This window comes from Puniceibacterium sp. IMCC21224 (genome assembly GCF_001038505.1).
GTDB lineage: Bacteria > Pseudomonadota > Alphaproteobacteria > Rhodobacterales > Rhodobacteraceae > Puniceibacterium.
The window spans coordinates 3,933,406-3,947,042 of sequence record NZ_LDPY01000001.1; the positions used below are offsets into that span (position 1 = coordinate 3,933,406).

Below are 13,637 nucleotides of genomic sequence, written 5' to 3' on the forward strand. Positions count from 1 at the left end.
CGCTTGAAACCCCCGCCGATCCCGGAAACACTGCGCTGACTCCGGGAGCATGCTCATGTCCGACGCCCTTAGAAACCGCATCCAGGACAAACGGGACGATCTGATCGCCCTGACCCAGGCCCTGATCTGCGTTCCGACGCTGAACCCGCCTGGTGCGCATTACGACGCGATCTGCGACCTGCTGAAACAGCGGCTCGCGCCGCGCTTTGACTGCACCCTGATCCGCGCCCACGGCACCCCGGGCGATAGCGATCAATTCCCGCGTTGGAACATCATAGCGCGGCGCGATGGCCCCCGCCCCGGTCCGTGCGTGCATTTCAATGGCCACACCGATGTGGTTGAGGTCGGCAATGGCTGGTCCCGCGATCCGTTCGCAGCCACGGTCGAAGGCGACCGCATCTACGGCCGTGGCGCCTGCGACATGAAAGGTGGCCTCGCCGCCGCGATCATCGCCGCCGAAGCGTTCATCGAAGAATACCCGAACCATGCAGGCGCAATCGAGATATCCGGCACCGCGGACGAGGAATCGGGCGGCTACGGCGGTGTCGCCTATCTGGCTGAACATGGCTGGTTTGATCCGGCGCGTGTCCAACACGTGATCATCCCCGAACCACTGGGCAAGGGCCGAATTTGCCTTGGCCATCGCGGCGGCTGGTGGGCCGAGATCGAGACAAAGGGGCGTATCGCCCACGGCTCAATGCCGTTTCTGGGGGATTGTGCGGTGCGCCATATGGGGGCAGTGCTGCAAGCATTCGAAGATACGCTCTATCCAGCGATGGCCGCACGCCATACCGCCATGCCTGTGGTGCCGAACGGTGCGCGCGCCTCGACCATGAACATCAACGCGATCCACGGCGGTCAGCCCGAGAACCCGCCTGGCTACGACGGCCTGCCAGCCCATTGCGTTCCGGACAGCTGTCGCATCACCATCGACCGCCGCTTTCTGGTCGAAGAGCCTATCGACACCGTGTCGGGCGAAGTGATTGCCCTGCTTGATGACCTCAAGTCCCGGCGTCCGGACTTTGACTATTCCCTGCGCGAACTAAACCGCGTGCTGCCGTCGATGACCGACAAATCCGCACCAATCGTCACCACCGTCGCCGCAGCGATCCGCGATACGCTGGGGCAGGACACAACCTATGTCGCGTCGCCGGGCAGCTACGACCAGAAACATATCGACCGCATCGGACGCCTCAAGAATTGTATCGCCTATGGTCCGGGCGAATTGGAACTGGCCCACCAACCGGATGAGTGGATCGGCATTGTCGACATGCTCGACAGCGCCTGTGTCATGGCATGCAGTCTTGAGGCACTGCTCCTCACCTGACGCCGCGCCGGTTGCAAATGTCGCTTTTGCGTATTTAGAAAGAGAAGAAGTCCAAGGCGCGCTTCGCCCACACTTCTCTTCTTTCCAAATACGCAGCTCTGTTTTCACGCCACGCCCGTTGTTGTGTCGTTACCCGACTGCAATGTTGTCGATCAGACGCACCCCGGCCAACCAGGCCGCAGCCAAGAGCCGCGCGGGACGGTCAGGAGTCTCCAGAAGGCTGAGGTCGTCGCAGGCCCGCAGGTCAAGATATTCCACCTTGGTGAATCCCGCCCGGTCCAAACGCGCCTTGGCTTGCATATGCAGCAGGGTGGGATCTTTGCCCGCAATCAGCCCTTGCGCCAGTTCCTTCATCGCGCGATGCAGTTCTGGCGCGTAGACACGGGCGCGGTCAGACAGCAACAGGTTGCGCGACGACATTGCCAACCCGTCCTCTTCGCGGATCGTCGGGCAGGCCACCACCGCGATCGGCAGATCCAGGTCGCGCGCCAGTCGCGTGACCACCTGCACCTGCTGGTAATCCTTTTCGCCAAAATAGGCGCGATCCGCCTGTGTCTGGGTGAAGAGTTTGGTCACCACCGTCGCTACCCCGTCGAAATGCCCGGGTCTGTTCGCGCCACAGAGCACATCTGTCAGCCCACCTACAGAGACCGTAGTCGCAAATCCCTCGGGATACATCTGCGCGCCGTCGGGCACATAGACCACATCGACTGCGAGGGGGGCGAGTTTGCGCGCATCTTCGATTTCCGTACGAGGATAATTCGCCAGATCCTCGGGCGAATTAAACTGCCTGGGATTCACGAAGATGGTCACAATCACCCGATCACAGGCTTGCTTGGCGGCGCTTACGAGCGACAGGTGTCCCTGATGCAGCGCGCCCATGGTCGGAACGACGCCCACAGATTCGCCCGCGCGTTTCCAGGCTGCGACCTGCGCGCGCAGGTCCGCCAACGTGCGCAGGATCACGCTGTTTGCTCCGGCGTCGTTTTTGCCGGTCCTGTTTTCACCGGTGCCTTGTCCGCGAACACATGCTCAGGGCCGGGAAAACGGCGATCATGCACCTCATTGGCGTAGTCCTGGATTGCGGCGCGAGCCGCTTCACCTAGATGCGCATAGCGTTTGACGAACTTGGGCTTGAACGCGGTAAAAAGCCCCAGCATGTCGTCCACCACAAGGATCTGCCCGTCGCAGCCACTTGATGCGCCAATACCGATCGTCGGGATTGTCACTTCGGAGGTAATCCGGTTTGCCAGCGTTTCCGGCACCTTCTCAAGCACAACGGCAAAGGCACCGGCCTGTGTCACTGCCCGCGCATCGGCCAGCAGTGCCTCGGCCTCGGCGCCGCGCCCCTGCACGCGGTAGCCGCCCAGCGTGTTGATCGACTGCGGCGTGAGCCCGATATGGGCCATCACCGGAATGCCCCGTGCCACGAGAAAGGCAATCGTGTCGGCCATGGCGACCCCCCCCTCAAGCTTGACCGCCCCTGCTGCGGTTTCCGCCATGATCCGCGCGGCATTGCGACAGGCCTGTTGCGGGCTTTCCTCGTAAGATCCGAAGGGCATGTCCATGACCAGCATCGACGCCTTGAGACCGCGCCGCACCGCCTGCCCGTGCAAGATCATCATTTCCATCGTCACGCCAAGGGTCGACTGCAGACCGTGCAGCACCATCCCGACGGAATCACCCACCAGGACAAAATCGCAGATCCCGTCCATCAGTTCGGCCATCGGCGTGGTGTAGGCGGTCAGCGATACAATCGGCGTGCCGCCCTTGCGGGCGCGAATGTCGTCTGGCAGCGGCGCAGATTTGCGGGCTGTTGCGCTCATGTCTGGGGCCTCCTCACAGGCTTGATGCGTGATGCTCCTAGCAATTCCTTAAGTCGGCTACCAGTGTTTCGCTCGGTGCAAGATGCCACTGAGGCTTGCGACCTGGGCGATTCCATCCGACAGTTGCGCCTATTCGCCGCCACGCCCCTCTTTCAGGAGACCTCATATGAATCACCGGATCTTTGGACCCGTCGCCGTTGCCTGTCTGATGACAGCATTTGCGGCGCAGGCGCAGCAGACCGACCTTACCATCGCCGTACAGCTTGAGCCGCCGCACCTGGATCCGACATCTGCTGCGGCCGGGGCTATTGATTCTGTGGTCTATTCCAACGTGTTCGAGGGGCTGACCCGCTTTGCGCCAGATGGCGCGGTCATTCCCGGCCTCGCCGCAAACTGGACAATCAGCGACGACGGGCTGACTTATACGTTTTCCCTGCAGGATGGCGTCACCTTTCATGACGGTTCTACGATGGACGGCGAAGACGTCAAATTCAGCCTGGATCGCGCCCGCGCCGACGACAGTGTCAACGCGCAAAAGGCGCTATTTTCTGATATCGCGGATGTTGTCGTGATCGACCCGCTGACCGTTCAGGTCACACTTAGCCAGCCGAATGGCGCGTTTCTGTTCAATATGGCCTGGGGGGATGCCGTCATTGTCGCCCCGGAATCGATTACCGATATCAAGACCGCGCCGATCGGCACAGGTGCCTTTAAATTCGCAAACTGGGTGCAGGGGGACAGGATCGACCTGGTGGCCTACCCCGGTTACTGGGGGGCCAAACCCGCGCTGACCAACGCCACGTTCAAGTTCATTTCCGACCCAACCGCCGCGTTTGCCGCGATGATGGCACAGGATATCGACGCCTTTGTCGGCTTTCCCGCCCCCGAGAACCTGCCACAATTCGAAGCGGATCCCCGGTTTCAGGTCCTTATCGGGTCGACCGAGGGCGAGACGATTTTGGCGATGAACAACGCTGAGCCGCCGTTTGACAACGTCCTGGTCCGCGAGGCGGTGGCCCATGCGATCGACCGTCAGGCAATCATCGACGGTGCGATGTTTGGCCTAGGCACCCCGATTGGCACCCATTTTGCGCCGCACAACCCTGACTACGTTGATCTGACCGGAATCTCGCAATTCGCCCCTGATCTGGCCCGCACCCTGCTGGCCGATGCCGGACTGGCCGAAGGCTTCAGCACAACGCTGAAATTGCCGCCGCCGTCTTATGCCCGGCGCGGAGGCGAAATTATCGCCGCACAACTGGCCGAGGTTGGGATCACCACAGAGATCACCAATCTGGAATGGGCGCAGTGGCTTGAGGAAGTGTTTCGCGGCAAAGACTTTGGCCTAACCATCATCAGCCACACCGAACCCGCCGATATCAACATCTACGCCCGGCCCGAATATTACTTTCAGTACAACAATCCGACATTTCAACAGCTGATGCAGACCCTTACCGCGACAACCGATCCCGCGGAACGCTCGGGTCTGATGACGCAGGCCCAAGAGATCATCGCCAAAGATTACGTCAACGCCTATCTGTTTCAGCTGGCCTATCCCACGGTCGCCGACGCGCGTCTGCGCGGTCTGTGGCTGAATCAGCCGACCCAGGCGACGGACCTGACCGGCGTGAGCTGGTCAGAGTAGCAGCCGGTTTTCAGCTGATTTACCACCTCTGGGTCTGTGGGTTTGTCGCGCGACGTTCGGTCTGGGACCTAGGGTACAATTCCTAGACCTGCGGGCCGCGCGCCATTACGCCTCACTTGAACGACCTAGTCCAGTAGTTGTCGCGGCGCGCAGGCCAAATGCAGGTGGGTCGACACGCCGACGCTGACGGGGGCCACCTGTCCGCGCTTTGGAACGGGCACTGGGTGCTCCACCGGGCTTGGGCCCGAATCGTCCCGCAGTTCGAGAGGTCGGATCATGGTCCGACAACCGCAACCGGATCGAGAGATCCTGCAACTAAGAGACTGAAAACAAGCCTGCCGAAAATATCCGTGTCGAACTGTGAGGGTTTGCCTGTCACGCTATATTGCGGCTCACCCGGCAGAATACCTACCGCTTATCCACATTCAGGCCGGATGTTGGGCATACCTTCGTTTCATCCACAACTTATTGCGGCATTCACAAAAAAATCGCTTTACAGGTCACGGCCTGGACTGCCACCATATATGGTAAGGGTCGCGGGGCCTTCCCCGCACCCTAGAGCAGGCACCTAGCGATTGGGGCGGTGCCAACCCCCAACGCTACACAACAAACGAGGTGGCGCCATGGCGATATCAGAGCAGTACCTGGAAGACGAGGTTCATCCCATCGACATCGTCGAGCATCTGGCCGAGCACAACGAATGGGACTTTGACCGCGTCGGGGATGACCAGATTGCCATGGCCGTTGAAGGTCAGTGGCGCACATATTCCATCACCCTAGCCTGGTCCAGCTATGACGAAACTCTGCGGATGATCTGCACCTTTGAAATGGAGCCGCCAGAGGATCGCCTGCCCGCGCTTTACGAAGGCCTCAATGCCGTCAACGATCAGTGCTGGGCCGGGGCGTTTTCGTACTGGGCCGCGCAAAAGCTGATGGTGTACCGTTATGGTCTGGTTCTGACAGGCGGTCAGGTGGCAAGCCCCGAGCAGATCGACACGCTGATCACCGCTGCGGTGCTGAGCGCCGAACGCTACTACCCGGCATTCCAACTGATGGTCTGGAGCGAACAGACCCCGGTCCAAGCGCTGCAGGTCGCCATTGCAGAAGCCTACGGTCGCGCGTAGTCCTGTTCCCCGTTACACAGGCGGGGGAAATTTCGATGCAAGATACTGAACTGGCACGACGCGGGCTTGTCCTGCTGGGATGCGGCAAGATGGGATCGGCTATGCTGGCGGGTTGGCTGGCACGTGGGCTGCCCGCAGGATCGGTCTGGGTGCAGGATCCGCACCCCTCGGATTGGGTCCGGGCGCAGGGGGTACACCTCAACCAGGAACTGCCTGCTTCGCCCGCGGTCGTATTGGTGGCAGTCAAGCCGCAGATGATGTCGGATGCTCTTCCCGCACTTCGTGCTCTAGGCGGGGGCGGCGCCGTGTTCCTGTCGGTGGCAGCGGGCATCACCATCGCAAGTTTCGAAACATTGCTGGGCGCGGGTACTCCTATCATCCGCGCGATGCCCAATACGCCCGCCGCCGTCGGTCAGGGCATCACAGCGATCATCGGCAACGCGCATGTGAACGATGACGCGATGCTGCAAGCCGAGGTATTGCTGGGCGCGGTGGGCGAAGTTGTACGTCTTGACGATGAAAGCCAGATGGACGCTGTGACCGGCGTCAGCGGCTCGGGTCCGGCCTATGTGTTTCACATGATCGAATGCCTTGCTGCCGCGGGGGTGGCCCAGGGGCTGGCCCCGACGCTGGCCTTGCAACTGGCGCGGGCGACTGTGGCGGGCGCTGGGGCGCTGGCGATGCAAAGCGGTGAAGATCCCGGCCAGTTGCGCGTCAACGTGACCAGTCCCAATGGCACAACGCAGGCTGGACTAGAGGTTTTGATGGACGCGGATTCCGGTTTGCCACCTTTGATGCGGGCAACTGTCGAAGCGGCGGCAGATCGGTCGAGGGCGCTGGCCCGTGGCTGAAATCTCATTTGATGATTTTTTAGCGGTCGATATTCGCGCCGGGCGCGTGACGCGCGCCGAACCCTTTCCAGAGGCACGCAAACCCGCAATCAAGATGTGGATCGATTTTGGCCCTGAGTTGGGTGAGAAAAAAACCAGCGCTCAGGTCACTGTCCATTATACACCCGAAACGCTGGTCGGGCGGCTGGTGATGGCAGTAGTGAATTTCCCGCCGCGCCAGATCGGGCCGTTTATGTCAGAGGTGCTTGTTCTGGGGGTGGCGGACGCAGATGGTGCGATTGTGCTGCTGGCGCCAGACAAGGGTGTGCCGCTGGGCGGCCGGATGCACTGACCGGACGGCGGTGCGGGTCGCGAACGTTCTTTTTGCGTATTTAGAAAGAGAAGAAGGCAGGGCGTCACAGTCCCGATTGCGCAGCGTTCCACTTGACCCCACAGGCAGCGTGAGGTGAGGTCGGGCGCAGTTAAGGAGTACAGCATGTTTCAGCCAGCGATTACCGGAAGCGGTGTGTTTACGCCCGAACTCACCATCACCAATGATGAACTTGTGGTGGCGTTCAACGCCTATGCGGATCGGTTTAATGCGGAACATGCGGCAGAAATTACGGCGGGGGACGTGACCGAGATCGGGCCGTCGAGTGCCGATTTCATCGTAAGTGCAAGCGGCATCGAACAGCGGTATGTGATGGACAAGGACGGTATCCTTGACCCTGACAGAATGTATCCCCGTCTGCGGCAACGCTCGGATGACGAGCCCGGAATCATGGCAGAAATGGCGCTGGATGCCTGCACCAAGGCGCTGGCAGAGGCCGGGCGCGCCGGGCCCGACGTCGATTTGGTGATCTGCGCCGCATCCAACCACGAGCGCGCCTACCCCGCCATTGCAATCGAGATCCAGCAATCGCTGGGGGCGGGCGGTTTTGCCTTTGACATGAATGTGGCCTGCTCCTCGGCCACATTCGGCATACAGGCGGCGGCTGACATGATCCGCGCGGGATCGGTGCGCTGCGCGCTGGTGGTCAACCCCGAGATCTGCTCGGGCCATCTGGAATGGCGCGACCGCGACTGCCATTTCATTTTTGGTGACGTCTGCACAGCTTTGGTGATCGAGCGGGCCGAGGATGCAAGCGGCGCGCATTTCATTGTCCGTTCGACCCGTTGCGCCACGCAGTTCTCGAACAACATCCGCAACAACAACGGCTTTTTGCGGCGCACGCGACCAGACGGAACCGCAGACCGGCGCGACATGCAGTTCATGCAGAATGGTCGCAAGGTGTTCAAAGAGGTTTTACCGATGGTGTCGGCGCATATCGTCGCCCACCTTCAGGATGAAAATATCACGGCAGATGACCTGCGTCGGCTTTGGCTGCATCAGGCCAACAAGACGATGAACGATTTCATCGGGCGCAAGGTGCTGGGACGCGAGCCGGAGCCGGGTGAGCAACCCAACATCTTGCAGGATTATGCCAATACGTCGTCCGCCGGGTCGATCATCGCCTTTGCCAAACACTCCCGCGACCTCACGCCCGGTGATCTGGGGCTGATCTGTTCCTTTGGCGCAGGCTATTCTGTCGGTTCCGTGCTGCTCGAACGCGGTGTCCCATAGCTTTCGGAAATAGGGCCGACGCTGTGGCTCATATATCGCTGCCCTGTCAGTCCTAGCGCACGCGGACCCCAACGGGCAACGCCGCGCCCCCGGAGCACAGGCATCTGTGCGTGACACCGTAGCGCCCACATCACGTAAAATGCGCCGCAATTTTGCCAGAATCGGAGGCTATCTCCCAACTAACCGACACGGGTGGGGCCGTCGACTAAAACCAAGGAGCATGTCATGCTGCGCAAAACCGGTCTTTATTCCGTTCTGGTCCTCGCCAGTCTTACGGCACCGCTGCACGCTGAGGAACATTATGTCGTCATGCTGGGAGAAGGCTATTTCCCTTCGACCGTCTACGTCCTTCCTGGCGATACTGTGCGATTTGTCAACCAAGACCCAATCCCCATGGCGGCGACCGCAACTGACAGCACCTGGACCACCGGGCTTTTGGCAACGAATGGCTCCTTCGTGCTGGAAGTGGTTGACGGGATGCAGTCTGCTTATGACAACCGCCTTCTTGACCTCGGCGGTCTCCTGACTGTTAGCACCAATTCGGAAGTGGTCGACGCGGCCTCTGGTCTAATTGACTATGTCAATCCGGCACCCGTCGATCTGGGCTCAGATGGCAAACCCACAAATACCGATTCTGAAACGGTGGGTGGCGATATCCCGACCCCGACGAACTAATCACGCCCTGCCTAGCGGCTTTCCACGGCACCCACATCGGCGCATGTCTGGTTGTTCAGTGGCCCCTGCTGCGGGGTCACGGAGCCAGCTCGACACCGTCAGCGCGTGCCGTCCAGCGCAGAATACAGCAGGACACCCCAGTCGGCCAGCTCTGCCCCGAGCCGCCCCCAGGTTGCGCCAAAGCTGATCGGGTCCAACCGGATTGCGGTGGCAATTTGCGCAAGTGAACGCCGTCCGTCGATCTGCGCCAGCACTGGGGCGGATGCCGTTGGCAAGGTCAGCCGCGTCTTTAATCCACCGAGCGACAACGGCAGAGCTTTGCCCCGCGCCACGGCCTGCGCCAACGCCTGAGGGGCCACGCCGCGCAGATGCGGGATCAGCGCGCGGTCGGCACCGCCCGCCACTTTGCGAGTATCGCCTCTTGGCACCGCATAGGCCACATGCATCTTGATCGTTCCGTTCAGCTTTTCCGCCAGTGCCCTTGCGGTCAGTGGCGGCATCCCTTTGGGCACCGGCGCATAGCGCGCCAGATCGTAAAGCGCGGGCGTCGCAAAAGACAACAACTGCCAGCCGCTGTCCTGCAGAACCGTGTTGAGCCCGATAACGTCATAGGCCCGGTCCTGACTGTGCAGCAACAGATCATAAAACCCGGCATCGCTCTGCTGATGATCCGTGAGGTTTTTGTTGGCGCGGAACGGATGGCTTTCGGGCAGATCAGCCACGATCTTGCGGGCGCGGGCCAGACGTTCGGCCGGGGGCAGATCGCCCAACAATGTGCCAAAGGCTTCTTGCAGCGGATAGACACCCGAACGACCATAAGGCGCATAGACCATAAACCCCAGTCCGCCCCCCGGTGCCAGGGCCGCCCGTAGCGCCGCAAAACCTGCCGCGGGATCTGGCAGGTGATGCAGCACGCCGCAGCAATCGATATAGTCGAACTGCCCATGGTCCGGCGCATCGAGCAGGCTGCCAGTGACAAAGGTGATGCCGTGTAATCCGCGTGCCTTCGCCCGCGCCTCGGCGATCGCACGCGAGGCTTTGGACAGGTCAAGGTAGGTGATCTCATACGGGCGTCCGGCGCTCGTCAACACTTGCGCGAGCTGGACCAAACCATCGCCGGTTCCGCCCCCCGCTACCAGTGCGCGCAACGGTTTCGACCAGTCGCGGCGTCCCTGAAACAGGAAATGGTCGATTTCAAGCGGGTGCGACGGCGAGCCGGTGATCAGCCGCTTGGCTTCGTCCGCCGGATCGCGTTCGGGATAGGGGTAGGCTTCGTATTGTTCCTGAACCGTGACCATCCGCCTTGCCCGCCCTGCTGCATCCGCTGAGTTTTACCGCAAACAAACTGGCACGGGCAGCGCAGGAAGCCAAGCGATGCCGCGGCAGGGCAAACCGCAACCGGGCGCACCCCTCGCAGGATGCGCCTGGTCATTAGGGCCCTAAGGCCGGTTATTTCAGCGTGATGCGGCCATCGGTGTAGGGCGTGTACGGTGCATTTTCCGCCAGATATTCTGCGGTGACATCGGCAAGGTCCGGACCGAAATCATAGGCGTCCGTGGCGTCTACGAACATCTTGAAACCGTCACCACCATTGCGGACATAGTTGTTCGACACCAGTCCGTAAGTCGCCCCGAGGTCAATCGGCGCACCAGCCACCATGACATCGGATACGCGGCTGCCCGGCTCGGCTGCCGGATCAATCGTCAGCGTAATGCCTGCCACCTGCACAAAACGGCCGGCGCCTTCTTCGATCTGACTAGCACCGTTTTCCAGTGCGTCGATCACGATCTGACCACTAACAAAGAATGTCGACAGCGTGTTCTGGAACGGCAGCACCGTCAGCACTTCGCCCATCGTGACCTCACCGGCGTCAATCGACGCCCGCAGACCACCCGAGTTGGCGATGGCGATCTGGATGCCCTGATCGGCAACCCGTGCCAGCATCGCATCCGCCACGAGGTTGCCCATCGAACATTCCATCGCACGACAGACATCCCGGTCACCGACAATCGCTTCGGCGGATTCGGCGACCACTTTGTTGCGGATTTCTTCCAGCGGCGCGGCAGCTTCGGTTATGCGGGCGACGGTGCCTTCATCCTCGGCAACGCCTCCGTCTAGTACAATCGGCTCTCCGACGGCCTCGGTGATCACACCGTCGTCGTCAAAGGTCACATTCAGTTCGCCCAGGAATTTGCCATAGGCATAGGCCTGCACAATCGCGGTGTCGCCGACCATGACAGGATACGGACCCTTGGCACCTTCGATGGTATTGGACAGCAGCGAATTGTCATGCCCGCCGACGATCACATCGACGCCGGTTGTTTCAGCAGCGACGCGTTCATCCACTTTCAGGCCGGAGTGCGACAGCACGATGATCTTGTTCACGCCCTCGGCGGTCATCTTATCGACCTCACCCTGCACGGCAACCACGGGATCGGAAAAGGTCACGTTCGGGCCGGGGCTGGCCAGTTCATCGGTGTCCTGCGGCGTCAGGCCAATAAAGCCGATCTTTTCGCCGCCCTGTTCGATCACGGTCGATTTCATCAGCTTGCCAGCCAGCATTTCCTCGCCCGACACATCAGCATTGGACATCAGGATCGGGAAATCCAGCGCATCCATAAAGCCGCGCAGCACCTCTGGGCCGTCGTCGAATTCGTGGTTGCCCACGGTCATCGCCGTATAGCCCATCTTGTTCATCATTTCGGCGGCAAGCTTGCCCTTGTAATAGGTATAAAACAGCGTGCCCTGAAACTGATCACCGCCGTCGACAAGGATCGAATTGTTCGACCGCGCCCGCGCCGCCTCGATCGCCGTCACCAAGCGCGCCGACCCGCCAAAGCATTCGCCAGCAGTGTTGTCCTCGGCCGAACAACCCGAATCGTATTTGCTGATCGGCTCAAACCGGGCATGAAAATCATTGGTGTGCAGAATCGTCAGCGAATAGTCGGCGCTGGCGGCACCAGCGCTTAGTGCCAGCACCGCGGCGCTGGTCATAAGACGAAAAGACATTGGATTTCCTCTCTGTGGGGTCACTCTGGCGGGATGTTGCAACGCAGCGCGAAGGGAGTCAAAGCCTATGCAATGCCCATCGCGGCGACGCCAAGGAAAGCAGTCGTGCGATGTTGCCGCCTGACCGCTTGACGCGCGCCATCCCACACGGCAAGACGATGGCTATGATCCTGATCTACAAATTATTCCGTGCCGCCGAATATGATGCCCTTGTCGCCGCTGGTGAGACGGCTGGCGCGCCTGTCGATCTTGCTGACGGCTATGTGCATTTCTCGACCGGTGATCAGGTCGCCGTGACCGCTGCCAAACATTTCGCCGGAGTGGGTGGGCTGAAACTGCTCGCCATCGACGCCGACGCGCTGGGCGATGACCTGAAATGGGAGGTGTCGCGCGGCGGCGCGCTGTTCCCTCATCTCTACCGAAAGTTGCGGGTGGCGGATGTGGTCTGGGTACGGGACCTACCGCTTCAGGACGGACAACACCAATTCGACGGTGTGACGCTGTGATCGTTGAGCGCGCAGGCCTCGCGGTATTGCACCGGATCAATCCGGAAATCGCGCATGGCCTTGCGCTGCGGGCACTGCAAACCGGGCTGGTGCCGCTGCCGGGACTTGTGACCTCGGCGCGGCTGCGCACAGAACTGGGCGGCTTGTCGCTGGCCAACCCCATCGGCCTTGCCGCCGGCTTTGACAAGAACGCCGTCGTGCTGGCACCGCTCAGCCGTGCTGGCTTCGGATTCGTCGAGGCAGGGGCCACAACGCCGCGCCCGCAGCCCGGCAATCAACGACCAAGGCTGTATCGTCTGGGCAAAGACCGCGCAGTGATCAACCGCTTTGGTTTTAACAACAACGGGATGCAGGCGATGGCCACGCACCTCGCCATGCGCCCGAAAGATGCAGTGATCGGCCTCAACCTTGGTGCGAACAAGGACAGCGCCGACCGGGCCGGCGATTTTGCCCGTGTGCTGGCGCATTGCGGTCAATGGCTCGACTTTGCGACGGTAAATGTCAGCTCGCCCAATACCGAACGTCTGCGCGATCTTCAGGGCAAGGCGGCGCTGGCCGGTCTGCTCGACGGTGTGATGACCGCGCGCGACGGAGTGTCGCGTGATAATCAGAGCGGGCCGCTGCCAATCTTTCTCAAGATCGCGCCGGACATGGAGCTTGGCGCGCTCAAGGATATTGCCGATGTTGCCATGGGCTCGGGCATATCGGGCATCATCGCCACCAACACCACGCTGGATCGTTCTGGCCTGCGCTCGGCGCATGCGGCTGAACCGGGTGGGTTGTCCGGTCAGCCGCTGTTTGACCGCTCGACACGGGTGCTGGCGCGGCTGTCGTTGCTGACCAAGGGCCAGATGCCACTGATCGGCGTTGGCGGCGTAGGATCCGCGGAACAGGCCTATGCCAAAATTCGTGCCGGGGCTTCGGCTGTGCAGCTATACACTGCGCTGATTTATTCAGGTCTGTCGCTGGTGCCAAAGATCGCGCGGGGGCTGGACGATCTGCTGGCGCGCGACGGGTTTGAAACGGTGGCTGAAGCCGTGGGAACCGACCGCGAAAGCTGGCTCTGACCCA

13 protein-coding genes are annotated in these 13,637 nt (G+C 61.1%); 9 read left to right on the forward strand and 4 right to left on the reverse strand.

Going from position 1 to position 13,637, the window contains the following annotated elements; all coding sequences use genetic code 11:
* The first annotated feature begins 55 nt into the window (after nt 1–55).
* Nucleotides 56–1,327, forward strand: coding sequence for an acetylornithine deacetylase/succinyl-diaminopimelate desuccinylase family protein (locus tag IMCC21224_RS18335; RefSeq protein WP_047997260.1), 1,272 nt, complete (start codon nt 56–58; stop codon nt 1,325–1,327).
* A gap of 129 nt (nt 1,328–1,456) precedes the next feature.
* Here the strand turns inward: IMCC21224_RS18335 and panC are convergent, their stop codons facing one another.
* Together panC and panB are read right to left on the reverse strand one after the other, a co-directional pair.
* Complete coding sequence (gene panC, locus IMCC21224_RS18340) at nt 1,457–2,293, reverse strand: pantoate--beta-alanine ligase (protein ID WP_047996579.1); 837 nt, start codon at nt 2,291–2,293, stop codon at nt 1,457–1,459.
* On the reverse strand, nt 2,290–3,153 hold the full coding sequence (gene panB, locus IMCC21224_RS18345) for a 3-methyl-2-oxobutanoate hydroxymethyltransferase (RefSeq protein WP_047996580.1): 864 nt from the start codon (nt 3,151–3,153) through the stop codon (nt 2,290–2,292). Before panB ends, panC begins: the two co-directional genes overlap by 4 nt.
* A gap of 208 nt (nt 3,154–3,361) precedes the next feature.
* Between panB and IMCC21224_RS18350 the strand changes: the two genes are divergently transcribed.
* The 6 genes from IMCC21224_RS18350 to IMCC21224_RS26665 all read left to right on the forward strand — a co-directional run bounded on the left by IMCC21224_RS18350 (nt 3,362) and on the right by IMCC21224_RS26665 (nt 9,051).
* Complete coding sequence (locus tag IMCC21224_RS18350) at nt 3,362–4,798, forward strand: ABC transporter substrate-binding protein (protein WP_231582151.1); 1,437 nt, start codon at nt 3,362–3,364, stop codon at nt 4,796–4,798.
* 623 nt (nt 4,799–5,421) lie between these two features.
* Entirely contained in the window at nt 5,422–5,922 is a 501-nt protein-coding gene (locus tag IMCC21224_RS18355) for a YbjN domain-containing protein (protein WP_047996582.1), read from the forward strand.
* Between the two features lie 35 nt (nt 5,923–5,957).
* Nucleotides 5,958–6,773, forward strand: coding sequence for a pyrroline-5-carboxylate reductase (proC, locus tag IMCC21224_RS18360; protein ID WP_047996583.1), 816 nt, complete (start codon nt 5,958–5,960; stop codon nt 6,771–6,773).
* The gene (locus tag IMCC21224_RS18365; protein WP_047996584.1) at nt 6,766–7,104 is read left to right on the forward strand and encodes a tRNA-binding protein; all 339 of its coding nucleotides are present in this window, start codon (nt 6,766–6,768) and stop codon (nt 7,102–7,104) included. Before proC ends, IMCC21224_RS18365 begins: the two co-directional genes overlap by 8 nt.
* A gap of 144 nt (nt 7,105–7,248) precedes the next feature.
* Nucleotides 7,249–8,376, forward strand: coding sequence for a beta-ketoacyl-ACP synthase III (locus tag IMCC21224_RS18370; protein WP_047996585.1), 1,128 nt, complete (start codon nt 7,249–7,251; stop codon nt 8,374–8,376).
* A gap of 225 nt (nt 8,377–8,601) precedes the next feature.
* Entirely contained in the window at nt 8,602–9,051 is a 450-nt protein-coding gene (locus IMCC21224_RS26665; protein WP_053079038.1) for a hypothetical protein, read from the forward strand.
* Nucleotides 9,052–9,149: 98 nt separating this feature from the next.
* Here the strand turns inward: IMCC21224_RS26665 and IMCC21224_RS18380 are convergent, their stop codons facing one another.
* Both IMCC21224_RS18380 and IMCC21224_RS18385 read right to left on the reverse strand, forming a co-directional pair.
* Nucleotides 9,150–10,349 carry a bifunctional 2-polyprenyl-6-hydroxyphenol methylase/3-demethylubiquinol 3-O-methyltransferase UbiG gene (locus IMCC21224_RS18380; RefSeq protein ID WP_047996586.1) on the reverse strand — a complete coding sequence of 400 codons (1,200 nt, stop codon included), beginning with the start codon at nt 10,347–10,349 and terminating at the stop codon, nt 9,150–9,152.
* A 151-nt stretch (nt 10,350–10,500) separates the two neighbouring features.
* Entirely contained in the window at nt 10,501–12,060 is a 1,560-nt protein-coding gene (locus tag IMCC21224_RS18385) for a bifunctional UDP-sugar hydrolase/5'-nucleotidase (protein WP_047996587.1), read from the reverse strand.
* A 167-nt stretch (nt 12,061–12,227) separates the two neighbouring features.
* Between IMCC21224_RS18385 and IMCC21224_RS18390 the strand changes: the two genes are divergently transcribed.
* Together IMCC21224_RS18390 and IMCC21224_RS18395 are read left to right on the forward strand one after the other, a co-directional pair.
* Nucleotides 12,228–12,566, forward strand: coding sequence for a DUF952 domain-containing protein (locus IMCC21224_RS18390; RefSeq protein ID WP_047997262.1), 339 nt, complete (start codon nt 12,228–12,230; stop codon nt 12,564–12,566).
* The gene (locus IMCC21224_RS18395) at nt 12,566–13,633 is read left to right on the forward strand and encodes a quinone-dependent dihydroorotate dehydrogenase (protein ID WP_082135338.1); all 1,068 of its coding nucleotides are present in this window, start codon (nt 12,566–12,568) and stop codon (nt 13,631–13,633) included. The genes IMCC21224_RS18390 and IMCC21224_RS18395 overlap by 1 nt, the downstream gene beginning before the upstream one ends.
* Nucleotides 13,634–13,637 lie beyond the last annotated feature (4 nt).